Raw genomic sequence first — 24,635 nt, forward strand, 5'->3', positions numbered from 1 at the left:
CAGTTATCAAAGTCTTTCCAGTGGTTCCTCCGCGGGCCACGCCAGTGAGGAGTCGCAATGAAGCTCGACGTAACCATCGAGATCCCCAAGGGATCCCGGGTCAAGTACGAAATTGACCACGAAACCCACCGTCTGCGCCTGGACCGGGTCCTGTTCACGTCCATGGCCTACCCCACCCACTACGGGTTCTTCGAGAACACCCTGGGCGAGGACGGCGATCCGCTGGACGCCCTGGTGATGCTGCAGGACTTCGACCTGATGCCCGGCGTGCTGGTGGAATCCCGCCCCATCGGCGTGTTCAACATGGTGGATGACGGCGGCGGAGATGCCAAGGTCCTCTGCGTTCCGGTGGACCCGCGCTTTCGCCACATCCAGGACATCTCGGACGTTTCCGACTTCCTGCTCGATGAGATCAAGCACTTCTTCACCAAGTACAAGGACCTGGAGCCGGGCAAGTGGGTGGAAGCTGCCGACTGGGCCGGCCGTGAAGCCGCCGAAGCCGAGGTCACCGCCTCCCTCGCCCGTTTCGAGGCGCTTGGCGAAGCCAGCGAAGAGGACGAGGCCCAGGGCCGCGACGTCGACGCCGACCCGATCAACAACTAGCGTTTCGGCGCACCGGCCCTGCCGGTACGACGGCGGCTGTCCCCTTCCTGGGGGCGGCCGCCGTCGGCGTTTAACGCCTTCACCCGTTATCCGCGCCGCCGGTCCTGCCGGCGTGCCCAGGCACGTACATCGGAGGCGTAGGTCCGCGAGGGTACCAGCGCCACTGCCACTGCGGCGGCCAGGACCACCCAGCTGGAGGTGAGCCATGCCGCCCAGAGGCCAAGCAGGATCACCCCGCAGGCAAAGAGCAGGGGTACCCGCGAGGTTCGCCCGGGTTCGGACGGCGGTGTGGTTGTCATCCGCCGACCCTACTACCCCGGGCAGGATGTCCCGCCCGGGAACAGATGGTGCCGGTGGTTCGCTTGGCCGCAGGACCCCGCCGGCAGGCGCGCCGCAACCGGATTCGGTTGTTTGACGGCGTGGTCTGACATGCTGATGCCATGCATTTTGTGCTCACCATCAACCAGCGGGACTCGCGCGACGTCGGGGACCTGGTCCCGGACCTGATCCGCACGCTGCGGCACCTGCCGGCAGCGGTTCCGTTCCAGCGCACCGTGGGCGATGAAGCCCAGGGGGTGCTGACTGACGCGGCCACGGCTGTTGACGCTGCCCTCACTGCCGTGCGGGAACGCCGCTGGCACGTGGGTATCGGGGTAGGCGAGCTGGCGGTGCCGTTGCCCGCTGATATCCGTGACGCGAGGGGCTTCGGGCTGGTCTATTCACGCAGCGCCGTGGAACGTGCCCAGCGCAGCGGTGACCGGATTCCGCTGGCGGTGGAGGGCCCGGACGCAGAGCTGGCGGGTGAGGCGGAGGCGGTCCTGCGGTTGCTCGGGCTGATTGTGGCCGCGCGCACCGGTGCCGAATGGAAGGTGCTGGACCTGATGACTCCCGGTGCCCGCGGGCAGCAGAAATTCGTTGCCCAGGAACTGGGAATCACTGCCCAGGCGGTCAGTAAGGCGGTAGTCCGCTCGCATTGGACCGAGGAATGGGCCACCCGGCCGGCCGCCGCCAGACTGCTGGGTCTGGTGTACGGCCCGGCGTCCCTGCCTCCGGCAGCCCTGCCCTACGGCGTCTGAGCCGTCTCGGGCACCGCCTCCGGGCATCGACTTCGGGCACCGTCTTCGGGCACAGGCTCGGGGCACCGACGCGTTGCCTCTGGCCGGCCGCCCGTGCGGTCAGTGGAGCAGGCTGCCCAGTACGCTCGCAGCGCCGTCCTCGTAGACCGTTCCGGTCACCTCGGAGACCACGGCGAGCACTTCATCAGGTGCCTGGCCCATGGCCACGCCGCGTCCTGCCCAGGACAGCATTTCAATGTCGTTCCGGCCGTCTCCCAGCGCCACGGTGAGCGCGGGATCAACATTCAGGTGTCCCCGGACCTGTTCCAGCGCGCTGGCCTTGGTCACTCCGGCGGCTGCGATGTCCAGCCACGCCGTCCAGCCCACGGAGTAGGTGACCCCGTGCAGGCCGATGGACTTTACTGCTGAGCCGAATTCCTCTGCCGTGCTGTCGGTGCTGAAAACCACCACCCGCACTGCCTCGGCGTCGAGCAGTTCATCGAATCCCACGGCATGGGCCTCGGCACCGAAGCTGGCATCCTGGAAACGTTCAGTGGAAAGGAACCGGCCGGAGCTGTCCTCAAGTGCGAACTTGGCGGTGGGCAGCTTCTGCCGCAGGGCGGCCAGTGCCGGCTTCGGATCGAAAACCACCCGGTCCATCACTTCGTAACCGTCAGCCAGTGAAGGGTCCAGCCGGAGCGTGACCGCGCCGTTGGAGCACACACAGTAACCCTCGGTCAGGCCCAGCAGCTGGAGGATGGGCAGGGCCGCCCCATAGGAACGGCCGGTGGCGATAACCAGATGATGTCCGGCATCGGCTGCCGCCCGGGCAGCTTCGCGGACCCCCGGGGACATGTGCCCGTCGTGGTCCACCAGGGTGCCGTCCACGTCCAGGGCTACTAAGTGTCTTTTATCCGTCGTCTGCTGGTCTTCGATGCCAGCTGTACTCAAAGTTGTCATCGTTTTATCTAAACAGATCGGTTGGCAACGGGGTAGGAGCACCGTCACGTACAAAGGCGCGGACGATACAACGCAGGAGAGGGACCCCGGGCGTCCCGGGATCCCTCCTGCTGCGGGTGCGGCCGGACTAGAGAACCGGCAGTACTTCCAGGCCGCCCAGGTACGGCTGCAGGGCAGCCGGCACGTTGACGGAGCCGTCGGGGTTCTGGTGGTGTTCCAGGATGGCGACAATCCAGCGCGTGGTGGCGAGGGTGCCGTTCAGGGTGGCCACGGCGCGGGTGCCCTTGCCTTCGCCCTGGCGTTCGCGGATGTTCAGGCGGCGGGCCTGGAAGGTGGTGCAGTTGGAGGTGGACGTCAGTTCGCGGTAGGCGTTCTGGGTGGGAACCCAGGCTTCACAGTCGAACTTCCGTGCCGCGGACATGCCCAGGTCGCCGGCGGCGGTATCAATGACCCGGTAGGGCAGTTCAACCTTGGCCAGCATTTCCTCTTCCCATGCCAGCAGGCGCCGGTGTTCCTCAGCGGCGTCCTCGGGGCGGGTGTAGACGAACATTTCCACTTTGTTGAACTGGTGGACGCGGATGATGCCGCGGGTGTCCTTGCCGTGGGATCCGGCTTCGCGGCGGTAGCAGGAGGACCAGCCGGCGTAGCGGACCGGGCCGCCGTCGAGCTCGAGGATCTCATCGGCGTGGTAACCGGCCAGCGGTACCTCGGAGGTGCCCACCAGGTAGAGGTCGTCCTCGGCCAGGCGGTAGATCTCGGCGTCGTGGGCCACATCGAAGCCGGTGCCCTGCATCGTCTCCGGACGGACCAGGGTGGGGGTGATCATGGGAACAAAGCCGGCCTTCACGGCCTGATCCATGGCCATGTTCAGCAGGGCCAGTTCCAGCCGGGCGCCGACGCCGCGCAGGAAGTAGAAGCGCGAACCGGAAACCTTGGCACCACGCTCCATGTCAATGGCGCCGAGCATCTCACCCAGTTCCAGGTGATCGCGGGGGGTGAATCCCTCGGCTTCGAAGTCGCGGGGGGTTCCGACGGTCTTCACGACCTCAAAGTCATCCTCACCGCCTACGGGGACACCGTCGGAGACCAGGTTGGGGATCCGGCGCAGCAGTGCGTCGGATTCAGCCTGGATGGCGTCGGCTTCGGCGCCGGCGGCCTTGACCGCGGCGGCCAGTTCCTTGACCTCGGCCAGCAGGGCCTGCTTTTCCTCGCCCTTGGCCTGTGCCACCCGCTTGCCGAAGGCATTCTGCTCGGCACGGAGGGTCTCGTAACGGGTCCGGGCATCGCGGCGGGCGGCGTCAGCGGAGATGATCGCGTCCACAATGCTCTCGTCGGCCAGCCGGGCGCGCTGCGAGGCTCGGAATTTTTCAGGGTTTTCGCGGAGCTCATTTACATCGATCACGTCTCAAGAGTACCGAAAACACGTCCGGGCATTGGTTCCGCGGGCGGCGGCTATTCTGGGAAGCACCATGCCCATAGAAATTACCCTGCTCCTGGTCCTTGCCGCCGCCCTGCTGGCCTCGGCGGCAACCTGGATAATTGTGGGCGTCAGGATCAGGCGCCGGACAGCAAGGGACACGGCGATCTTTGCCCCGCGGGGTCCTGCGCACCAGCGGGTTGCCATGGTCATTAATCCGGTAAAGACGCTGGCTCCCGAGGCCCGGTCCCTGCTGGAGTCAGCGTGCGACCTGGCCGGCTGGGACCCGCCCCTCATTCTGGAAACCACCGTTGACTCGCCCGGTTACCTGCAGGCCGTACAGGCGCTGCAGTCCGGCGCCGATGTGGTGCTGGCTGCCGGCGGCGACGGGACGGTGCGGGAAGTTGCCCGGGCCGTGGCGCACTCGGGGGCGTCGCTGGGCCTGATCCCCCTGGGCACCGGCAACCTCCTCGCCCGGAACCTGGACATCTCCGTGGCGGACCTCAGCGGGAATATCCGCAATGCCCTGCACGGGGACGTGCGCCGGATCGACATGGCCACCATCCGGCTGGCAGATGTAACCACCGGCGAATCCTCCCGTAATGCCTTCCTGGTCATGGGTGGAATCGGCCTGGACGCCGAGGTCATTGCCGCCACCCGGGACGAGTTGAAAAAACGCGTGGGCTGGCTGGCGTACAGCGAGGCCGGCGTCCGGCTGCTGCCCGGGCGGCGGACCCGGATGGCCGTCAGCATTGATGACGCTCCGGCCGAATCCCTGAAGGTACACAGCGTCCTGGTGGCGAACACCGGCAGGCTCCCCGCCGGGATTGATTTCATTCCGGACGCAGTGGTGGATGACGGGCTGCTGGACATCATCATCATGAGTCCGCGAAGCGTGCTGGGCTGGGCCTGGGTGGCAGGGAAGGTGATGACCCGTTATCCCAAGGACCTGCCGGTCATCCGTCATCACCGGGCCCGCAAGGTGACGGTCACGGTGGGTGAACCCACACAGACACAGCTGGACGGCGACCTTACCGGCACCGCCACCTCGGTCACGTTCCAGGTGGATCCCGGTGCCCTGCCGGTGCGGGTACCGCCGTCGCCGGTACAACCCGCGAGACGGTAGGAAAACACAAAACGGCGCTGCACCCTCGGGTGCAGCGCCGTTTGAGGGATGGACCTACTTGCCGTCCTGGGTGCCCTCGGAGTCGGTGTAGCCGCCTTCGCGGTCCCTGTCCGTCCGGGCACCGTCAGCGTCGGTGTACTTGCCCTCGTCATCGGGCAGGGAGGACTTGGAGGACTGCTCGCGGATCAGCGCTTCCTCCTCGGCGAACCGGATGTCGTTCCCCTGGTCTCCCACGTCGCCGCGGTAGTTGTCGTCATTCGTGGATACACCGCTGGGCTTCGGGTCCTTGAGCTGTTCTTCTTCTTTGGGGTACTCGCTCATGCCGGCACCTTCCTTCTTGGGGTGGTTGTCCAGTGCGCCAATACTGCGCGCGCCTTCCATCAGCATACTTACTGCCACCGGAGACGGAAACCCGGCTACCCCTCGAGCATCAGGCGGACGGCGGTCTCCGACGCTGAGAACCCGGCAACCGGGATCACCTCACCGTCGAAAAACCGGTCCACCACGCGTGGGTCGATATACGACTTCCGGGCGATGGCCGGGGTATTGCCCAGATGGTCGGCAACGTCGCGGGCAGTGGCGGCCACCGCCTGCTGCCGGGCGCGCTTGGTGCCGGCGTCCGGTGCCAGCCGGGCCAGGGACATGGCAGCCACGACGGTAGCCTGCCAGGTGCGGAAATCCTTGGCAGTGAAATCCCCGCCGGTCACTTCCTTGAGGAACGCGTTCAGCTGGGCGGCATCCACGCTGTGCCATGCACCGTCCGCTCCGATATAGGCCAGCGCCGTGTCGGCGTCCGGGCGCAGCAGCATCGGTTCCAGCGCTGCCGCCAGGTCGGCGTCCCGGATGGAGGTATGCCATTCCTGGCCGCTCTTGCCCGGGAAATCGAACCGCACTTCATCCCCGTCCAGGCGGACGTGTTCAATACGCAGGGTGGTGGTGCCGTAGGAGCCGTTGGCCTCGGCGTACCTGGCGCCGCCCACGCGCAGCGCTCCCGCGTCGACAATGCGCAGCGCTGCTGCCAGGGCCCGCTCCGCCCCGCTGCCGCCGGCCCTCAGATGCTTGGTGATCAGCCGGCGCGCCGGCGGCAGTGACTGGGCAAAGGCCAGGGCACGGTCAAACTTTTCCCGGTCCTTCATCTCGCGCCAGTGCGGGTGGTAAATGTACTGCTTGCGGCCGGCACCATCCGTCCCGGTGGCCTGAATGTGCCCGTTGGGATAGGGACTGATCCAGACGTCCGTCCAGGCCGGCGGAATGGCGAGGTTCCGGATCCGCGCAAGAACCTGCCGGTCCGTGATGGTCTCGCCGCGGAGATCCCGGTAGCTGAACCCCTTGCCCCACCGCCTGCGGGAGTACCCGGGATGTTCGCAGTTGCTTCGACGCAGCCTGGCCATGGCGCATCCCCCTCCCTGAGGCGGCTGGAGTGCCGCGTTTGTTTGGCTTTAGTATCCGTTCAGCAGGGATTGGAGCCAAATGTCGGCGTCCCGGAACGCTTCGTCACTGGTGTGCCGTGACACTTCAGGCTCGCGCCGGTCCGCCCGGGGGTAGGAGCCCAGGAACCGCAGGCCGGGGCTGATCCGGTGCAGGCCCTTCAGGGCATCGGCCATTCGGGCGTCCGCCACGTGGCCGTCCGCATCGATGCTGAAGAAGTAGTCACCCAGGAACATCCCCGTGGGCCGGGACTCAATCCGGCTCAGGTTGACCCCGCGGGTGGAGAACTGTTCCAGGATGTCCATCAGCGCACCCGGATGGTCTTCAGGCAGCGGTATTACCAGGGTGGTTTTATCCGCCCCAGTCGGTTCCGGAAGCAGGCCGGGCAGGCTGATCATCACGAACCGCGTCACCGCGTCGCGGACATCACCGATATCCTCACGCAGCACCTCCAACCCAAGCCGCTCGGCCACCAGCGGGGCGCAGATGGCCGCGTCAAAAGCCGGTTCCTCCCGGGCCAGCTCCACCGCGGCAGCCGCCGTGGAGGAAGCAGGAAGATATTCCGCAGACGGAATATTCGCTGCCGCCCATTCCCGGCACTGTGCCCAGGCATGGGTATGCGTGGACACGGTGCGGATATCCGCCAGGCCGATACCGGGACGCACGGCCAGCACAAAGGTGATCGGCACGAGGATCTCATGCAGGATCCGCAGCGAGGTTCCGGCGGACAGGGCGTCGAGGGTGGCGCTGACGCCGCCTTCTACGGAATTCTCGATGGGCACCACGGCCGCATTGGCCTGGCCGGAGCGCACCATTTCCAGCGCGGAGTTCACGCTGGGTGCGGGGATCCGCACCGCATCCGATGCACCGGGAATCCGCAGCAGCGCCGCTTCGGTGAACGTCCCCTCCGGTCCCAGGTAGGTGTAGACCACCGTTTCCCCCTGCGGACCCGAATGGTGCGGGGCGGCCGCAGTGTCAGCAGCGTGCGTCATTTAACGGTCGGTTCCTGCCCGTTGTCCGAAACCATGGGCTTGCCGGCTTCGAGCCAGGCCCCCATGCCGCCGTTGACGTTAACGGCGGAGTAGCCGTGCGCGTCCAGCCACGCGGTCGCGCGGGCGCTGCGGCCGCCGGTGCGGCAGATGACGGCCAGGTCCTGGTCCGGGTCAAGGTCCTCGAGGCTGTCGGGCAGCCGGTCCAGCGGAATGTGGAGGGCACCGTCAACGTGCCCGGCTTCCCATTCGTAGTCTTCGCGGACGTCAAGGATCTTCGCGCCCTCGGGGATGCTGTCTACGGATACGCTCTGCATTTCGCTCATTGCTGTCCTAACTCTCGATTCTCCCGGACCGGTACCGGCCGTCGCCGCTGTGAAAGCCGGATAAACCACGGCTGCCCGCAGCGGGCGGTTTTCTCCAGCCTATAGTGGGACGCGGTCCGAGAGAACAAAGACCAGATCAGCACGCACCGGAGGTTTGCAATGCCCGCTCCCCACGACCTGACCGCCGTCGACCTGCGGAACGCCCTGGCCTCCGGGGAACTCGGTGCCGAGGAGGTAACTTCGCATTTCCTGAGGCGCATTGAGGAGCTGAATCCGGCGCTGGGCGCCTTCCTGACCCCAACCCCGGAGCTTGCCCTCACCGAGGCCCGGGCCGCTGACACGTTGCGCGCCCGCGGCGGCACACTGCCGATGCTGCACGGCATGCCGCTGGCGCATAAGGACCTGACCGACGTCGCGGGGGTGCGCACCACCATGGGCAGCGCCGCCCTTGCCCCGTGGGTCGCCGAGGCAGACGCGCCGCTGCCCGCCATCCTGCGTCGTGCAGGCGCCATCAGCCTGGGCAAAACCCAGGTTCCCGAGTTCGGGTTGAGCAGCTACAGCGAGAACCGGGTGGGGCCCCCTGCCCGCAACCCGCGGGACCTCCGGCTCAGCCCCGGCGGCTCATCGGGCGGCAGTGCCGCAGCGGTGGCCGCCGGGCTGATTCCCTTCGCGCCCGGAACCGACGGCGGCGGATCGGTGCGTATTCCGGCAGCCGCCACCGGCCTCGTGGGCCTGAAGCCGAACCGCGGAAGGATCCCGTCGGGTTCGGGCCAGCAGGACCTGGGCCAGTTTGTCGTGGCCGGCCCAATCGCCCGTACGGCTGCGGACGCAGGCCTGCTCCTGGATGCCATGGTCGGCGAACCCAACCACCGCGCCACGAGTGCCGCCCCGTCCGCGAACCCTTTTCTCGCCGCTGCCCTGCGTGCCGAGGGCAGCTTCCGGATTGGCGTTAGCACCCGTTCACCGTTCGAATCCCGGCTGGACATCAGCCTGGATGACGAAGCGCTGCAGGCGCTCGACGCCGGTGTGGCGGCACTGACTGCAGCCGGTCACGATCTGGTGGAAACGGACCTGCATTACGACGAGCGGTATCCGGATGCGTTCGAAGTGGTCTGGACGGCGTCGCTGGCCACGGCCCGGCTGGCTCCCGGCCGCGAGGCTGAACTGACGGAGCTGGCCGCCACCATGCGCCGACGGGCGCTTTCCCGCAGTGCCGCGGACCTGGTGTCCGCCATCGACGTCCTGCGCACCTTCGAAACCGACACCATCCGCCAGTACAGCGCCTATGACATGATCCTGACCCCTGCCCTGGGCATGACGCCGCGGCCGGTCGGCTGGTACACCGACGCCGGTGCAGACGAGGACTACGCGCGTCAGTGCAGGTACTCGCCCTTCACCTCGATGGTTAATGTCTGCGGGCTTCCCGCCATCTCCATTCCGGCCCTGGACACGCGGGACGGGCTGCCGATGGGCGTCCAGCTGATCGGCCGGCCGGGGGCGGAAGCCGATCTGCTGGCCGTCGCCGCCCAGCTCGGGCATTAGGCCCGCGGACGTCAGACCGGCCCGAAAGGCATCCGACGACGCGACCCCGCTTCCCGGCACGGCGTGCTGCCGGCTCAGGATGCGGCCAGCTCCGCGAGCAGCCGGTCGGATTCGCGCTGGCCGCTAATGTCGTAGGCTCCGCCGGTGGCCAGCGCCTCGTCGGCGCCGGTTGCGTCCAGCAGTTCCGCCAGGCGGCGGCGCACCTCGGGCGGGGTGCCGCAGATTGCATCCGCCAGGAAACCGCGGACCAGTTCCTGCCGGCGTTCCGGGCCCGTCACGGTCCCGTCGGTTGCCGCCAGCGCTGGAAACACACCCCGGGTCCGGGAATCCGCCAGGGCATTGGCTTCGGGCAGCAGCAGGCGGGTTGCGGCACTCCCGGTGGCGGCAACCGCCACGTTCACCGCTGCCAGCACGTAGGGCCGCGGGAACCGGCGGGAAGGCCGGAACCCTTTCCGGTACCGTTTCAGCGCGGATTCCGGGGAGCTGCGGAACAGTGCCGGCCCGCCCAAAACCAGCCCGAGCCCGGCCCGTGCCGCTATATCGGCGCCGGTACCGGTGGCCAGCACAAATACGGGCGTCTGGCCATGGTCCTGCGGCCTGGCGGTAATTGCGGCTGCCCCGTCCAGGTAGGCCAGCAATTCGGCCAGATGTTCCTCGAACTGTTCGGCTTCGGCTTTCCCCGCATGCAGCGCCCGGCGAACGGCAGACGTGAAACCGACCGAGCGTCCCACACCCAGGTCAATGCGGCCCGGATAGAGGGCATTGAGGGTTGCGGCCTGTTCCGCCACCACCAGCGGTTGGTGGTTGGGCAGCATCATGCCACCGGATCCGATGCGGATGCTTCGCGTGCGGGCAGCCAGGGCTGCCATCAGGACGGCAGGCGCCGAGCCGGCAATACCGGCCACGGCATGGTGTTCAGCCACCCAGAAGCGGCGGAACCCCAGTTTTTCGGCCGACTCGGCCCGTTCTGCCACCGCCTGCAGTGCTTCAGCCTCGGTGTCTCCCTCCCGGGAGTTGGCCCGGTCAAGGATGGAGACGGGGATATTCAGGGAAGCCATACCGGTGCCAACCCCGGGCCCGGCCGGGGAATTCCGGCACACTTGTAGGCAAATCAGTGTCCGGACACCAAATCCGGGCGTAACGGGGGGAGGTAAGCACGTAATCTCGCCAAAATCGAGCCGAAAACGGGTGAGCTTTCGCACACCTTCGCAGAGAACCTCCCCGGCTCCGGGCGGATTCCCCGGGATTGGGGGGCGCTCACCCGCTTCGGGAGTGGGACCATTAACGGGTGAGCCATACCCCCAGTAACCCAGGCGTCCAAGAAGCGCGTAAAACCTTCTTCGGCCATCCCCGGATGTTGGCCAATCTCTTCAGTGTCGAGCTGTGGGAACGATTCTCGTTCTACGGCATGCAGGGCATCCTGCTGTACTACATGTACTACTCGGTCACTGACGGCGGCCTCGGCATCGATATTGCTGTTGCAACCTCTCTGGTCGGCGCCTACGGCGGCGGTGTCTACCTCTCCACCATTCTTGCTGCCTGGCTGGCGGACCGCGTCCTCGGGTCCGAGCGCGTGCTCTTCTACTCTGCCGCCGTCGTTATGCTCGGCCACATTGCCCTGGCCGTCCTGCCGGGCACGCCCGGGCTGGCAGCGGGCCTGATCATGATTGCCCTCGGTTCCGGCGGCGTCAAAGCCAACGCCACCTCCCTGGTGGGCACCCTGTACGCGGAGAAGGATGAACGGCGTGACGCCGGGTTCTCCATCTTCTACATGGGCATCAACCTTGGCGCCCTGGTGGGCCCCCTCCTGACCGGCCTTGCCCAGGTGGAACTCGGCTTCCACTACGGCTTCGGCCTCGCCGCCGTCGGCATGGCCATCGGCCTGGTCCAGTACGGCATGACCCGCAAGTACCTGCCCGAGACCGCCCACGAAGTGGCCAATCCGCTGCCTCGGCAGCAGTACCTCAAGGTAGGGATCTACGCGGCGGCCGCCGTCGTCGTGATTGTCCTGGCCGTGGTGTTCGGCATCCTGAGCGCCGGCAACCTGGCCGTGGTGATGGCCGTTGTGGCCATCCTGGCCGCGGTTACCTACTTCGTCATCATCCTGGGCAGCAAAAAGGTCAACAAGCTGGAACGGCGCCGGGTGTACTCCTTTATGCCGCTGTTTATCGCCAGCGCCGCCTTCTGGGCCCTGTTCCAGCAGCAGTTCACCGTGGTGGCGCTGTACGCCGACACGTCCCTGAACCGGACCATCTTCGGCTGGACCATGCCGCCGAGCTGGGTGCAGTCGATCAACCCGATCTTCATCATCATCTTCGCAGCCGTCTTCGCTGCGGTCTGGACCAAGCTGGGCGACCGGCAGCCGTCCTCGCCGCTGAAGTTCGCCCTGGGCCTTGCCGTCATGGGCCTGGCATTCCTCGCCTTCATCCCGTTCTCCGGCGGCGGCGCCAACAGCACCCCGCTGCTGGCACTGGTCGGCATCCTGCTGCTGTTCACCTTCGCGGAACTCTTCATCTCCCCGATCGGCCTGTCCGTGGCCACCAAACTGGCCCCGGAGGTCTTCCGGACCCAGATGGTTGCCCTGTTCTTCCTCTCGGTTTCCCTGGGCACCACCCTCGCGGGCTGGCTGGCACAGTTCTACAACCCCGAGACCGAGGTCAGCTACTTCCTGTTCAGCGGCGGAACCGCCATTGTCCTGGGCATCGCCCTGGCAGCGGCGACCCCGGCCATCAAGAAGCTGATGAGCGGCGTGCGCTAGCCGCAGGGCAGCACCAACGCCTCCTCATGGACGGCGGCACCGGGATTTCCCGGGGCCGCCGTCCTTTTTGCGTTCCGTCATGTACTTGGTGCGGGCGGCACGGCATGGTTACGATGGCACCAGCTTCAGGAGACACGGCCGCCAAGCTCCGACTTGGCCGTGCACCAACCCCATGCTTCACGGGTGGTTCGGATGACGAAGCGGCCCGCTCCGCCTTTTTTTCAGGCATCCGGTGCGGGCAAGAGCACGAAATCCCAGAGGATTCCCATGCGTAAAAGCACTGACCGTATTCTGACCACCCATGCCGGTTCCCTTCCGCGCACGCCCGAGCTGCTGGCTGCCAATGCCGCCCGGGAGGCGAACCCTGCGGATACCGGGGGCTACGCGGAGCTCCTGCAGGCCGCCGTGACGGACCTGGTGCGCCGCCAGCAGCAGGCAGGCATCGACATCCCCAACGACGGCGAGTACGGGCACGCCATGTCCTCCGCAGTGGATTACGGCGCCTGGTGGTCCTATTCCTTTGCCAGGCTCAGCGGTCTCAGCGTGGCCGAGACTGGCATCTGGGAGATGGAACCCGTCCGCTCCTCGCCGGGCAACGTGGTCCTGACGAGCTTCGGCGACCGCCGCGACCGGCAGCGCTTCGCTGCGGCCTACACCGACCCGTCCTCGGGGATCACCACCGGGGCGCAGAAGATCTTCCCGAAGGTCACGGGTCCGGTGAAGTACACCGGGCACGACGCCGTGGCGGGGGATATCGCGAACCTGTTGGCCGGCCTGGCCGCGGCAGATCTGACGGAAGGATTCCTGGCCTCGCTTTCCCCCGGTTCCTGTTCCCGGATTGCCAACGAGTACTACGCCACGGAGGAGGAGTTCATCTACGCGTGTGCGGATGCCATGCGGGAAGAGTACAAGGCGATTATCGACGCCGGGCTGATCGTGCAGATTGATGATCCGTCGATTGCGGAGAACTGGGACCAGATCAACCCGGAGCCTTCGGTTCAGGACTACCTGCGCTTCACTCAGATCCGTGTGGAAGCGCTGAACTATGCGCTGCGGGGCCTGCCGGAGGATCGGATCCGCTTCCACCTGTGCTGGGGGTCCTGGCACGGGCCGCACACCACCGACATCGAGTTCCGGCATCTGGTGGACACGCTGCTGACGATCAATGCCGGGGGCTACAGCTTCGAGGCGGGCAATGTGCGCCACGAACATGAATGGCGGGTCTGGGAGGACACCAAGCTGCCGGCGGGCAAGGTGATCATCCCGGGCGTCGTCTCCCATGCCACCAACGTGGTGGAACATCCGGAGCTGGTGGCGGACCGGATTGAACGCTTTGCCCGGCTGGTGGGCCGGGAGAACGTCATCGCTTCCACGGACTGCGGCCTGGGCGGGCGGGTGCATCCGCAGATTGCCCAGGCCAAGCTTGAGGCGCTGGGGGAAGGTGCACGGCTGGCCAGCAGCCGCCTCTGGTAGCTAAAGTTGCGATCATAAGGTTGCTGATAGTCGAAGGCAGAGGAGGGCATCATGGCTGACACCAATGCGAAGGATCCCGGACCCGAACCGACCAATCCAATCGAGAACGCCGCCGACAACCTCATGCAGAACCTGGGCGAAGAGGTGCCGGACGGCAGCGGCAGCCAGGACCGGTCCGATCCGCGCACCGAGGTCCATTCGAACCTGGCCCAGGGCCTGAACGCCGATAACTCGAATTTCACGGCGAAACACAAGGACCGCTAGCCCGGTTCATCCGACTGCGGTACGCGGGAGAGTACTCCGCGTGCCGCAGTCCTTTACTTAAAGGCCCGTGGAAATGCGCGCTAACTGCCCAGACCGGCGCTGGTCAGGGTCAGCATTCCGGCGGCAGCGGACAGGAGACCCAGCGCGCAGACGGTATTGAACACCGTCCAGCCCTCCTGCCGCCGACCGCGGGCAACCAGGACGGCGGCGGCGGCCCAGGCTGCTGCGAAAGCCAGGACGGGCAGGACGCCGCCGGCAATCCCGGCGGCATCCGAGGCCCAGCGTGGCAGGGCAAATGCACTCCGCTGGGTCCAGGAGAACCAGAACACCGGCGTTGCACAGACGTACGCCGCGTTGAGGAAAACCGCGGCCGCGACGGTGCCGGGGCGCACGGCACGGGCGCGGACGCGTCCGGGGGCTGCACTGCCCTGCATGCTCATGCCTGTCCGCCTTCCCCGCCGGTCCCGCCGCTGTGTGGATAAGAGCATACGGCGGCGGCAGGCGATACACGCGTAGCAGTCCGTCTGCCGCCCCCGGTGTTTCTTTGGCATGCTTAGGGGTATGTCTAATCGTGCAGGCAACCGTGCCGAACCTTCCGACCTTGTAGACCTCACCGCGCTGTTGGACGCCTATTACGACGTCGCGCCGGACCCATCGAACATCGCCCAGCGGGTGGCGTTTGGTACCTCCGGCCACCGGGGTTCCTCCCTGAACGGCGCTTTTAATGAACGGCACATTGCTGCCATCACGCAGGCGATTGTGGAGTACCGCACCTCGGCAGGCATCACCGGGCCGCTGTTTATGGGCAAGGACACCCATGCCCTCTCCGAGCCGGCACAGAACACCGCCCTGGAAGTCCTCGCCGGCAACGGCGTGAACGTGCTTATTGATGCACGGAACGGCTTCACTCCCACCCCGGCCGTCAGCCACGCCATCCTGAAGTACAACGCTTCGCGGACCGATCAGGCGGACGGCATTGTGGTCACGCCGTCCCACAATCCGCCCGCAGACGGCGGTTTCAAGTACAACCCGCCCACGGGCGGTCCTGCCGGATCGGACATCACCAACTGGGTGGCGGACCGTGCCAACCAGCTGCTTGAAGCCGGCCTGGAGGGCGTGAAGCGCATTCCGCTGGGCGAGGCCCGTCTGGCCGACTCCGTAGGGACCTACGACTTCCTGCAGAACTACGTCCAGGACCTCCCCTCGGTGCTGAACCTGGATGCCATCCGCAGTGCCGGGCTGCATATCGGTGCCGACCCCCTGGGCGGTGCGTCAGTGGATTACTGGGGCGCCATTGCCGAAGCGCACCAGCTGAACCTGAGCGTGGTGAACCCCAATGTGGATCCGCAGTGGGCGTTTATGACCCTGGACTGGGACGAGAAGATCCGCATGGACTGCTCCTCTCCGTACGCCATGGCGTCCCTGATTGCCCGTGCGGACCAGTACGACATTGCCACCGGCAACGACGCCGACGCCGACAGGCACGGGATTGTGACCCCCGACGGCGGGCTGATGAACCCCAACCACTACCTCGCCACGGCCATTGATTACCTGTACCGCAACCGCTCCGGCTGGAGCAGCGATGCCATGGTGGGTAAAACCCTGGTGTCCTCCTCCATGATCGACCGCGTCACGGCTGACCTGGGCCGGGTCCTGATGGAGGTACCGGTGGGCTTCAAGTGGTTTGTGCCCGGCCTGCTCTCCGGTGAGACGGCCTTCGGCGGCGAGGAATCCGCCGGCGCGTCCTTCCTCCGCCTGGACGGCAGCCCCTGGAGCACGGACAAGGACGGCATCCTTTTGGCCCTGTTGGCCTCGGAAATGACGGCCGTCACCGGCAAGACCCCGTCCCAGCGCTACCGCGAGCTGACGAGCAGGTTCGGGGATCCGGAGTACGCACGCGTCGATGCCCCCGCCACACGGGAACAGAAGGCGGCGCTGGCCAAACTCTCGCCGTCGGACGTCACCGCCACCACCCTGGCGGGCGAGGACATCACTGCCCGGCTGACCGAGGCCCCCGGCAACGGTGCACCCATCGGCGGGTTGAAGGTGACCACTGAGAACGCCTGGTTTGCCGCGCGTCCCTCCGGTACCGAAGATGTCTACAAGATCTACGCCGAATCCTTTAAGGGCGAGGAACACCTGCACCAGGTGCAGGCCGAGGCCAAGGCCATTGTGGACGGCGTGATTTCCTAGCTGTTCCCGCGCCGTGCGTGCGTAAACAGGGAAGGGGTGCACCTGCGGGTGCACCCCTTCCCTGTTTAACGCCCCGGGCTTAGAGCAGCCGGCGCAGGATCCGTTTCTTCAGCCCCGTGTAGGGCGGGTACGCGAAGCGCAGCGTGTCCAGGAGGGTGCCCTTGGTGAAGACCGGGCGCAGCTGGCTGAACGTGTCGAAGGAGTACTTGCCGTGGTACGCGCCGGTACCGCTGGCCCCGGCGCCACCGAAGGGCAGTCCGGGTACGGCCAGCTGCACGGTGCTGGCGTTGTGGTTGATGCTGCCTGCCCGCACGCCTTCCTCGAATTCGGTGCGGGCGGCCGCCGATTCGGTGTACAGGTAGGCCGAGAGCGGCACCGGACGGGCATTGATGAATTCCATGGCTTCGGCCAGGTTTTTCACCGTCAGCACCGGCAGGATTGGCCCGAAGATTTCCTCCTGCATCACCGGTGCCTCCGGATCCACGTCCGTAAGGATGGTCGGTTCCAGGTACCGGGTGTCCCGGTCGCTCCGCCCGCCGGTCAGCACCGTACCGCTGTCCAGGAGTCCGACCAGCCGTTCCCAGTGCTGTTCATTGACTATCCGGCCGTAGTCGCGGCTCTTGGCGGGATCCTTGCCGAACAGTTCGGCCACGGCCTTCACCAGGTGTTTCTGCAGCACCGGCGCGGCCTCTTCCGTAACCAGCACATAGTCCGGCGCCACGCAGGTCTGTCCGGCATTGAGGAGCTTGCCGAAGACCAGCCTGCGGGCGACGGCGGCCCAGTTCCCGTCCAGCACCACGGCAGGGGATTTGCCGCCCAGCTCCAGGGTGACCGGTGTCAGGTGCTCGGCCGCGGCCTGCAGGACAATGCGCCCCACACGTTCCCCGCCGGTGAAGAAGATGGAGTCAAAGCGTTCCTTCAGCAGAGCGGTGCTCACATCGGGGCCGCCCTGGACCACCGCGACGGCGTCGGAATCCAGGTAGTGCGGCACCAGGTCAGCCAGCATGGCGGACGTTGCCGGGGCCAGTTCGCTGGGCTTGAGCACGGCAGCGTTGCCGGCAGCCAGTGCGCCCACCAGGGGTGCCAGCACCAGCTGCACGGGATAGTTCCACGGCCCGATGATCAGTACCACGCCCAGCGGCTGCGGCTGGGTCCGTGCCGACGCGGGGGCCAGGCCGAGCGGCACCGGAACCCGGCGGCTGCGGGTCCATTGCTCAAGGTGCTTCAGCGCGTGCTCTGCCTCGGCGCGGACCAGTGACAGTTCCGTCACGTAGCTTTCCAGCGGGTTCTTGCCCAGGTCCGAGGACAGGGCGGCAGCGAACTCCTGCTCACGTTCACGCAACAGGCGGACGAGTCCCTCGAGCTGTTCCCGCCGCCACTCGAGCGGCCGGGTGCGCCCGGAGGCGTGGGTTTTCCGCAGCCGGTCCAGGACCGGCGGCACGGCGGCAGGTGTACCGTCCGCCGGGGACCCCGCGGCGGCTGCGTCAGTGAAAGCGGATACGAGTTCACTCATGCCCTGCTCGTTTCCTTCCGTTCGCCGGCGCTACCGGCTGCCGGTTTCCGCCCGGTGAAGTGGTCCATGGACTGGTAGACCTTGAAAACACGTCCGGCCACTACGTCCCAGGCCGGCTGCGGCAGCACATTGCGCAGGGCACTGCCCAGCGCAACGGTCCAGGGCAGCTGGATCCGCGCCTTGCCCGCCAGCAGCGCTGCCCAGGCCTTGTCCACCACGTACTGCGGTTCCATCAACGGGGTCATCAGGGGACCCCGTGCACCTTCGAACATTCCGGTCTTGATGTAACTCGGAATCAGCGTGGTGACTGCCACGTGCCCGTTGCCGGATTCGTTCAGTTCCAGGCGCATTGAGTCGCTCCAGCCGATCACGGCCCACTTGGAGGCCGTGTACACACTCATTTTCGGGACGGAGAGGGTCCCCGAGGCAGAGGCCACGTTGAGGATGCGTGCCGGGGTGCGGCGTTCGATCATGCCCGGCAGGAAAGCACGGGTGACCTGCATGGGAGCCAGGGTGTTCACCTGCATCACGGCGTCAATGTCCGCTTCCGGGGCGTGCTCCCAGAAGTACTTTCCGCGCACGATTCCCGCGTTGTTGATCAGGATGTCCGGCACTCCTGCCTCATGGATCACCTGTTCCGCCGTGGTTTCAATGTCCGGCAGCGAGCTCACATCCACCGCGTAGGGGTAGATGGCGGACGCGCCCATTTCCCGCAGCTCTGCGGCGGTCTTCTCCAAGGCGTCGGCATTGAGGTCCCACAGCACCACCGCCCCGGCGCCTTCGCGGACGGCACGTTCGGCGTACAGCCGGCCCATGCCCATTGCTGCGCCAGTAATGAGAACTACGCGTCCTGAAACTGAAATGCTCATGCTGCTCCATTGTCCGATCGGTCTAATGTGAAAGGCCTGTACCGCTGCGCGCACTGCACGCTTATGCAACGTAACATCCCCGCAATCGGGGAGAGTTAGAATCTTGATTAAAACCCCCTGTCTTCGGAAGGCACCACCATGACCAGATTCGGTACAGCCTGGACACTCCACGGAGACGGCAAAACCATCAAACCGGGTTCCTATGTAGCTCCCGAGGAACGCCTAAGCTGGCCACGGACCATTGGCATCGGCTCCCAGCATGTGGTTGCCATGTTCGGCGCCACGTTCCTGGTGCCCCTGCTGACCGGTTTCCCGCCGGCCACCACGCTGCTGTTCTCCGGTATCGGCACCATCCTGTTCCTGATCATCACCGCCGGCAAAGTTCCCAGCTACCTGGGTTCCTCCTTCGCCTTCATCGCCCCGATCACGGCCGCGACCAACCAGCACGGACCGGGCGGCGCGCTGGGCGGCATCATCATGGCCGGCTTTGCCCTGTTCCTGATCGGCCTCGCCGCGCAGCTGGCCGGCACCCGCTGGATCCAGGTCCTGATGCCGCCCGTGGTCACCGGCACCATTGTGGCGCTGATCGGCCTGAACCTGGCCGGTTCCGCCCGGACAAACTTTGAGCAGGGCGCCGTCACGGCAGCGGTGACCGTAGCGGTGATCCTTCTGGCAACCGTCCTGTTCCGCGGCTTCATCGGCCGGCTTTCCATCCTCATCGGCGTGCTGGCGGGTTACGGGGTGGCAATGCTGCGCGGCGAAGTGGATTTCGCCGCCATCAGCGCCGCACCCTGGTTCGGCCTGCCCGAATTCCATTCCCCCACCTTCCACTTCAATGTGATCGGGCTTTTCGTACCGGTGGTGCTGGTACTCGTGGCGGAGAATATCGGCCATGTGAAGTCCGTGGCGGCCATGACCGGCCGTGACCTGGACCCGTACGCCGGCCGCGCCCTGATGGCGGACGGGCTGGCCACCATGCTGGCCGGTTCCGGCGGCGGTTCGGCCACCACCACCTACGCGGAGAACATCGGCGTTATGGCCGCGTCCCGGGTGTACTCCACCGCGGCGTACTGGGTGGCCGGCATTGTGGCGGTCCTGCTCAGCCTGTTCCCGAAGTTCGGTGCGCTGATCGCCACCGTTCCGCCCGGTGTTCTGGGCGGTGCCGGCGTCGTCCTCTACGGCATGATCGGCATTCTGGGCGTGCGGATCTGGGTGGATAACCGGGTGAACTTCTCCAACCCGATCAACCTTTCCGCCGCCGGGCTGGGCCTGATTGTTGCCATCGCCGACTTCACCTGGGTGATCGGCGACCTGACCTTCGGCGGTATTGCCCTGGGCACCGGAGCAGCCTTGATCGCCTACCACGGCATGCAGGCCATCGCGCGCTGGCGGGGCACCGACCCGGACGAGCCGAGTGAGGACGCCGGGGCCACTCCGAGCCGGCTGGGCTGACGGGGCCGGCTGGCGGCTGCGCCGTCCCCGCCGTCGTCAGGCCCCTTCGAGGACCTGACGGGTGGCCCAGGCAACGTACTTCTCCGCCTGGGCCATGGCATCCTGCGGCCGCTGCACCACGTCCAGCAGGCTGACGGCGGCAACAATGCCGTAGGCCTCGAGCTGGTCCGGGGTGAGGGTGATCTGCCCTGCCACGGCAACCACCGGGATGCCGGCGTCCCGGGCAAGCAGCGCCACTTCCAGCGGGGCCTTTCCGTAGCGGGACTGCTCGTCCAGCGACCCTTCCCCGGTGAGCACCAAATCGCAGCGGGTCAGTGCCGCCTGCAGTCCGGTGAATGAGGACAGCAGTTCAAAGCCCGGGTGCAGGGTGGCGCCGGTGTATGCCAGGAAACCGGACGGGAAACCGCCTGCCGCGCCCGCCCCGGGAACATCGACGTCGACGCCGGTGGCTTCCTTCAGCAGGCGCGTCCAGTTGCCCATGGCTTCTTCGAGCCGGTCCCGGGCCGCCGGGTCGGCGCCTTTTTGTTCGCTGAAGATCGCTGCCGTGCCTTCGTATCCCAGCAGCGGGTTGCGGACATCGGCGGCAATCCGCAGCCGGACCCCGGCCAACCGGGGATCCAGTTCTGCTGCGTCCACAGCCGCGGCCTGCAGCAGCCCGGCACCGCCGGGCGGCACGGGGGCGCCGCCGTCGTCCAGGATCCGCAGGCCCAGGGCAGCCAGTGCGCCTGACCCGCCGTCCGTCATGGCTGAACCGCCTATGCCCAGGATGATGGTTTTGGCTCCGGCGTCCAGTGCCTCAGCGATCAGCTGGCCGCTGCCGTAGCTGGTGGCCGCCAGGGCCGTGTCGGGGGAAGGCTCCAGCAGGGTCAGTCCCGAAGCCCGTGCAGTTTCTATCAGGGCGGTGTCCCCGTTCAGGGCCCACACTGCCGTGACGTCCCGGCCCAACGGCCCGCGGACGCGGGCTGTGCGGGCTTCGGCGCCGGCTGCGAGGGCGGCATCGAGGGTGCCTTCACCTCCGTCAGCTACCGGAACGGAAACCACTTCGGCATCCGGGTACACGGCCAGGACCCCCTCCGCCATGGCAGCTGCGGCCTCCGCCGCGGAAAGTGATCCCTTGAATTTATCCGGAGCAATAACTACACGCATGCCTTCATCCTGTCAGCTGCCGCCGACATCCGGCAGCGTAACGCTTCAGCGCCACTGCCCCCGGCCCTTGAGGACATCCTTCAGGATGTCGGCGCGGTCCGAGACAATGCCGTCCACGCCCAGGTCCAGCAGCCGGTTCATGGTGTCTGCGTCATTGACTGTCCAGACGTGCACCTGCAGCCCGGCACGGTGGCAGCTGCGGACAAAGGCCGGCGTGACCACCGGGAATCGGCCGAAACTCACGGGCACCTGGACGCACTGGAACCTGCCCAGGCGGGAAAGTATCCGCGCCACCCCCAGGGGTGCCAGCAGGCGCAGTGCCGCCGTCAGGGTGCTGCCGGCTGAACTCGCGGCGGGCCGGTCCAGGCGCCGGAGTGTGCGCAGCCGCCGGATATCGGAGAAGGACGCCACCAGCACCCGGTCATGGGCCTGGTGCTTATTGACCAGCTGAGCCAGGAGGGCGGCGCCGGCTGCGTCCTTCACATCCACATTGAGGCGGATTTCGGGCCATTGGGTGAGCAGCTCCTCGAAGGTGGGGATCTGCTCCTTTCCTCCCACCAGCACGTCCTTCAGCTGGGCGCGGGTGAGCCCGCCGATCTTCCCGGCTGTTCCCCCGGAGATCCGGTCCACGGTTTCGTCATGGAAGGCCATCAGCACGCCGTCGCTGCTGGTGCGTACATCCGTTTCCAGGTGGGTCATGCCCAGGTCCACGGCGGCACGAAAGGCGGAGAGGGTGTTTTCGTATCCGTCGGGCGAGAAGCCCCGGTGCGCCAGGGCGATGGGCAGCGGCGAATGGGAAGGGGCGTCCCCGGGAGCCAGGAAGTACGGATATGTTGGCGTCACGCTCGTACTTTACCCAACCATCGCACCGGTCTGCGTTCCGGAGCGGGCGGTTCACGATACTGCGCGCCTAGAATGGCAGGACCCCGACCGGCAGCATCCCGCAGGATCGTGGAGGTAACCGTGCCCGACCCACCCCCCAATGCGCTGTACCGCTTTGGACGCTCCCTTTTCCGGCCGGTCGCGTTCCTGCGGGGCAGCGCCCGGAAGTCGCCTGCCACGCTGACCTATATTGCCGTTTTCTGGCTGCTGGGCGCGCTCACTTCCTCTCTCACCACCGGGCCGGAGGGGGAGCTGCTGAACCAGGTGGCGGTCTCCGCAGACAGCCTGGGCACCAACCCCGCAGCCCTGCTCCTTTGCAGCTTTTGGGCCAGCGGCCCCGGTGGATATGTCGGCGGGACCGTCGCAGTGCTCCTTATCGGCCTCCCTTGTGAGCGGCTGCTGGGTTCCGGCAGGTTCCTGCTGGCGGGCTTTACCGGCCAGGTGGCCGGGGCACTGCTGGCCATCGGTTTCGCCTTCCTCACCAGCGCCTCGATCGGCGACTGGTCACGCGCCCTGGTCAGCGAATCCTATGTGGGCCCGATGGCGTTCCTCGCTGCGGTGGCAGCGGCGGCCAGCGCCCGGATGTCCACCCTGTGGCGCCGGCGCCTGCGGCTTACGCTGTTCACCCTCCTGGCCCTGCTTGCCCTGTACGCCGGGAGCTTTTCCGACCTGATGCTGCTGGGCGCCGCCGCGGCGGGCGCCTTTGCCGGGCCCTTCCTGGACGGACGGCGCCCGCGCCTCCCCCACCGCCTGGTGACCAGCCGGCGCGAGGCGCGTGTCCTGGTGGCCCTGGTGGTGCTGGCCTCAGCGGCGGGACCGGTCATTGCCGCACTCAGCGACGCCGCCGTGGGCCCCCTTGCTGTGCTGCGCTACCTCTTCACCAGCGCTGACGTGACCACTCCCGCAGAGCTGGCCGAACTGTGCAACGGCGGCGCCTCCGCCCGTGAATGCGCCGTGGCCCGCCTCCAGCTCCGTGCCGGGCCGGCCGCATTCTTCCTCGCCGTCCTGCCCCAGGTCCTGCTTGCAACGTTCTCCGACGGCCTGCGCCGCGGAAGGCGTTTCGCCTGGCTGGCCGCTGTGCTGCTGCAGGGGACCATGACCCTGCTCGCCGCCGTCCGGATTGTGGTGGTACTCACCGGTGACCAGGCCCGGCTGCTGCCTCCCGGGGCGGGCAGCTCCGTCAAACTGGTTCTGCCCATGGTGGTTCCCCTGGCGGTGTTTGCCCTGCTGCTCATGACACGCGGGCTGTTCCCCGTGCGCGCACCCGTTGGAACCTACCGGCGGCTGGCCCTCACGGCTGCTGCGGCCGCGCTCATCCTGGCAGCGGTCTATCTGGGCGTGGCCCTGCTGGACCGCGACGGGTTCTCCCCGCAGGCAACTCCGGCGCTGGCTGTGGCTGACCTGCCGGACAGGTTCCTGCCCATTTTGGAGGTGACCAGCCGTGGCCCCGTCCTGGTTCCGGTGAGCCTGCCCGCGGTCCTCGCCTATGAAGGGGTGGGCCTGGTGTTCTGGCTTTTGGCCTGTGTCCTGCTGCTGCGCTCCTTTTTGATCCCGCCCCGCACTCCGGCCATCGCCGATGAGGAACGGGCACGGGAACTGTTGAGGGCCCACGGCGGAAGCACCATGGCATGGATGACGCTCTGGGCCGGGAACACCTATTGGTTTTCCCCCAGCGGCAACTCATATGTTGCCTACCGGGCGGACAGCGGGGTTGCCCTTACGGTGGGCGCACCCGTGGGACCGGCTGCCGAAATGCCCCGGACCGTGGCGGGATTTGCCGCCTTCTGCACCGCCAACGGGACCACCGCCTGTTTTTACTCCGTGGATGAACGGGTGCGCAGCATTTGTGCGGAGCTGGGTTTTTTCTCTCTTCAGGTGGCCGAGGAGACCGTGCTGCCGCTGGGGTCGCTGGCTTTCAAGGGCAAAAAATTCCAGGACATCCGCACCGCATTCAACGCTGCCCGCAAACAGGGCATCCAGGCCCGCTGGATCAGTTTCCCCACCGCGCCGCTGGCACTCACGGACCAGATCCGGGCCATCTCCGAGGAGTGGGTGGCGGATAAGCGGATGCCGGAAATGGGATTCACCCTGGGCGGGCTGGAGCAGCTCGAAGACCCGGAAGTGCGCTGCCTGCTGGCCGTCGACGCCGACGGCACTGTGCACGCGGTGACCTCCTGGCTGCCGGTGTACCGGGACGGACGGGTGATCGGCTGGACCCTGGACTTTATGCGCAGGCGGGGCACCGGCTTCCGGCTGGGCATGGACTTCCTTATCGCCTCCGCTGCCCTGTCCCTGCAGGAGGAAGGGTGCGCTTTCCTGAGCCTTTCGGGCGCACCGCTGGCCCGTTCCGACGCCAGACACGGCGACGACGGCGGGAACGGCGGAGACGATGCAGGCTCGCCGGTGATGGACCGGCTGCTGGACCGGTTGGGCGCCACCCTGGAACCGGTCTACGGGTTCCGCTCCCTGCTGGCGTTCAAAGCCAAGTTCGCCCCGGAGTATGTGCCGCTATACATGACCTATCCCGACCCGGCCGCGCTGCCTGCCATCGCCAACGCCGTGACCAGGGCCTACGTCCCGGACCTTTCCCTCGGTCAGGGGCTGGTCCTCGCCCGGCGGATTGTGGACCGGACCTGACC

Annotated in this window: 23 protein-coding genes and 1 riboswitch; of the genes, 10 read left to right on the forward strand and 13 right to left on the reverse strand. The window is 66.9% G+C overall.

Annotated elements, in window-relative coordinates; translation table 11 throughout:
* Window positions 1-57: 57 nt before the first annotated feature.
* Entirely contained in the window at window positions 58-603 is a 546-nt protein-coding gene (locus QWJ37_RS00655; protein WP_290243325.1) for an inorganic diphosphatase, read from the forward strand.
* Window positions 604-689: 86 nt separating this feature from the next.
* On the opposite strand, the gene QWJ37_RS00660 is transcribed toward QWJ37_RS00655, so the two are convergent.
* Window positions 690-902 carry a hypothetical protein gene (locus QWJ37_RS00660; RefSeq protein ID WP_290243327.1) on the reverse strand — a complete coding sequence of 71 codons (213 nt, stop codon included), beginning with the start codon at window positions 900-902 and terminating at the stop codon, window positions 690-692.
* Between the two features lie 141 nt (window positions 903-1,043).
* Here QWJ37_RS00660 and QWJ37_RS00665 point away from each other — a divergent pair, with 141 nt between their 5' ends.
* Window positions 1,044-1,679, forward strand: coding sequence for a hypothetical protein (locus tag QWJ37_RS00665; protein WP_290243329.1), 636 nt, complete (start codon window positions 1,044-1,046; stop codon window positions 1,677-1,679).
* Between the two features lie 99 nt (window positions 1,680-1,778).
* On the opposite strand, the gene QWJ37_RS00670 is transcribed toward QWJ37_RS00665, so the two are convergent.
* Complete coding sequence (locus tag QWJ37_RS00670) at window positions 1,779-2,618, reverse strand: HAD family hydrolase (protein ID WP_227903191.1); 840 nt, start codon at window positions 2,616-2,618, stop codon at window positions 1,779-1,781.
* Window positions 2,619-2,745: 127 nt separating this feature from the next.
* Window positions 2,746-4,020: a serine--tRNA ligase gene (gene serS, locus QWJ37_RS00675; RefSeq protein WP_227903190.1), complete on the reverse strand. Its 1,275-nt coding sequence runs from the start codon at window positions 4,018-4,020 to the stop codon at window positions 2,746-2,748.
* A gap of 67 nt (window positions 4,021-4,087) precedes the next feature.
* On the opposite strand from serS, the gene QWJ37_RS00680 reads away from it, so the two are divergent.
* A complete protein-coding gene (locus QWJ37_RS00680; RefSeq protein ID WP_227929666.1) occupies window positions 4,088-5,161 on the forward strand; it encodes a diacylglycerol kinase family protein in 1,074 nt (357 codons plus the stop codon).
* Window positions 5,162-5,215: 54 nt separating this feature from the next.
* Here QWJ37_RS00680 and QWJ37_RS00685 read toward each other — a convergent pair whose 3' ends face one another.
* Genes QWJ37_RS00685 through QWJ37_RS00700 form a run of 4 tightly spaced genes read right to left on the reverse strand, consistent with a single transcriptional unit; the run spans window position 5,216 to window position 7,904 of the window.
* Window positions 5,216-5,548, reverse strand: a complete 333-nt coding sequence (locus QWJ37_RS00685; protein WP_290243334.1) for a hypothetical protein — start codon at window positions 5,546-5,548, stop codon at window positions 5,216-5,218.
* Between the two features lie 29 nt (window positions 5,549-5,577).
* Entirely contained in the window at window positions 5,578-6,552 is a 975-nt protein-coding gene (locus tag QWJ37_RS00690; protein WP_290243336.1) for a DNA topoisomerase IB, read from the reverse strand.
* Between the two features lie 48 nt (window positions 6,553-6,600).
* Window positions 6,601-7,581: a prephenate dehydratase gene (pheA, locus tag QWJ37_RS00695; protein ID WP_290243339.1), complete on the reverse strand. Its 981-nt coding sequence runs from the start codon at window positions 7,579-7,581 to the stop codon at window positions 6,601-6,603.
* On the reverse strand, window positions 7,578-7,904 hold the full coding sequence (locus QWJ37_RS00700) for a rhodanese-like domain-containing protein (protein WP_227903185.1): 327 nt from the start codon (window positions 7,902-7,904) through the stop codon (window positions 7,578-7,580). The genes pheA and QWJ37_RS00700 overlap by 4 nt, the downstream gene beginning before the upstream one ends.
* A 159-nt stretch (window positions 7,905-8,063) precedes the next feature.
* Between QWJ37_RS00700 and QWJ37_RS00705 the strand changes: the two genes are divergently transcribed.
* Window positions 8,064-9,446: an amidase gene (locus tag QWJ37_RS00705; protein ID WP_290243341.1), complete on the forward strand. Its 1,383-nt coding sequence runs from the start codon at window positions 8,064-8,066 to the stop codon at window positions 9,444-9,446.
* Window positions 9,447-9,520: 74 nt separating this feature from the next.
* On the opposite strand, the gene QWJ37_RS00710 is transcribed toward QWJ37_RS00705, so the two are convergent.
* The gene (locus tag QWJ37_RS00710) at window positions 9,521-10,504 is read right to left on the reverse strand and encodes an MsnO8 family LLM class oxidoreductase (RefSeq protein ID WP_290243343.1); all 984 of its coding nucleotides are present in this window, start codon (window positions 10,502-10,504) and stop codon (window positions 9,521-9,523) included.
* A gap of 230 nt (window positions 10,505-10,734) precedes the next feature.
* Here QWJ37_RS00710 and QWJ37_RS00715 point away from each other — a divergent pair, with 230 nt between their 5' ends.
* From QWJ37_RS00715 to QWJ37_RS00725, 3 genes are all read left to right on the forward strand, one after another.
* Window positions 10,735-12,204, forward strand: coding sequence for a peptide MFS transporter (locus tag QWJ37_RS00715; RefSeq protein WP_290243345.1), 1,470 nt, complete (start codon window positions 10,735-10,737; stop codon window positions 12,202-12,204).
* A 123-nt stretch (window positions 12,205-12,327) separates the two neighbouring features.
* A riboswitch (SAM riboswitch) is annotated at window positions 12,328-12,455 on the forward strand.
* A 16-nt stretch (window positions 12,456-12,471) separates the two neighbouring features.
* A complete protein-coding gene (locus QWJ37_RS00720; protein ID WP_290243347.1) occupies window positions 12,472-13,677 on the forward strand; it encodes a cobalamin-independent methionine synthase II family protein in 1,206 nt (401 codons plus the stop codon).
* Window positions 13,678-13,728: 51 nt separating this feature from the next.
* Window positions 13,729-13,941: a hypothetical protein gene (locus QWJ37_RS00725; RefSeq protein WP_227903180.1), complete on the forward strand. Its 213-nt coding sequence runs from the start codon at window positions 13,729-13,731 to the stop codon at window positions 13,939-13,941.
* A gap of 80 nt (window positions 13,942-14,021) precedes the next feature.
* Here the strand turns inward: QWJ37_RS00725 and QWJ37_RS00730 are convergent, their stop codons facing one another.
* On the reverse strand, window positions 14,022-14,381 hold the full coding sequence (locus QWJ37_RS00730; protein ID WP_290243350.1) for a hypothetical protein: 360 nt from the start codon (window positions 14,379-14,381) through the stop codon (window positions 14,022-14,024).
* Between the two features lie 121 nt (window positions 14,382-14,502).
* Between QWJ37_RS00730 and pgm the strand changes: the two genes are divergently transcribed.
* The gene (gene pgm, locus QWJ37_RS00735; RefSeq protein ID WP_290243352.1) at window positions 14,503-16,134 is read left to right on the forward strand and encodes a phosphoglucomutase (alpha-D-glucose-1,6-bisphosphate-dependent); all 1,632 of its coding nucleotides are present in this window, start codon (window positions 14,503-14,505) and stop codon (window positions 16,132-16,134) included.
* Window positions 16,135-16,213: 79 nt separating this feature from the next.
* On the opposite strand, the gene QWJ37_RS00740 is transcribed toward pgm, so the two are convergent.
* Together QWJ37_RS00740 and QWJ37_RS00745 are read right to left on the reverse strand one after the other, a co-directional pair.
* Window positions 16,214-17,647, reverse strand: a complete 1,434-nt coding sequence (locus QWJ37_RS00740; protein ID WP_290243354.1) for an aldehyde dehydrogenase family protein — start codon at window positions 17,645-17,647, stop codon at window positions 16,214-16,216.
* Complete coding sequence (locus QWJ37_RS00745) at window positions 17,644-18,516, reverse strand: SDR family NAD(P)-dependent oxidoreductase (protein WP_227903176.1); 873 nt, start codon at window positions 18,514-18,516, stop codon at window positions 17,644-17,646. The genes QWJ37_RS00740 and QWJ37_RS00745 overlap by 4 nt, the downstream gene beginning before the upstream one ends.
* Before the next feature lie 138 nt (window positions 18,517-18,654).
* Between QWJ37_RS00745 and QWJ37_RS00750 the strand changes: the two genes are divergently transcribed.
* The gene (locus QWJ37_RS00750; protein WP_227903175.1) at window positions 18,655-19,968 is read left to right on the forward strand and encodes a solute carrier family 23 protein; all 1,314 of its coding nucleotides are present in this window, start codon (window positions 18,655-18,657) and stop codon (window positions 19,966-19,968) included.
* 36 nt (window positions 19,969-20,004) lie between these two features.
* Here the strand turns inward: QWJ37_RS00750 and QWJ37_RS00755 are convergent, their stop codons facing one another.
* Together QWJ37_RS00755 and QWJ37_RS00760 are read right to left on the reverse strand one after the other, a co-directional pair.
* A complete protein-coding gene (locus tag QWJ37_RS00755; protein ID WP_290243358.1) occupies window positions 20,005-21,114 on the reverse strand; it encodes a glycerate kinase in 1,110 nt (369 codons plus the stop codon).
* 45 nt (window positions 21,115-21,159) lie between these two features.
* Window positions 21,160-21,957: a glycerophosphodiester phosphodiesterase family protein gene (locus QWJ37_RS00760; RefSeq protein WP_290243360.1), complete on the reverse strand. Its 798-nt coding sequence runs from the start codon at window positions 21,955-21,957 to the stop codon at window positions 21,160-21,162.
* Between the two features lie 120 nt (window positions 21,958-22,077).
* Between QWJ37_RS00760 and QWJ37_RS00765 the strand changes: the two genes are divergently transcribed.
* Entirely contained in the window at window positions 22,078-24,633 is a 2,556-nt protein-coding gene (locus QWJ37_RS00765; RefSeq protein ID WP_290243362.1) for a DUF2156 domain-containing protein, read from the forward strand.
* The last annotated feature ends 2 nt before the right edge of the window (window positions 24,634-24,635 follow it).

Origin of the sequence: Arthrobacter sp. YD2, from assembly GCF_030410475.1 — a bacterium.
GTDB lineage: Bacteria > Actinomycetota > Actinomycetes > Actinomycetales > Micrococcaceae > Arthrobacter_B > Arthrobacter_B zhangbolii.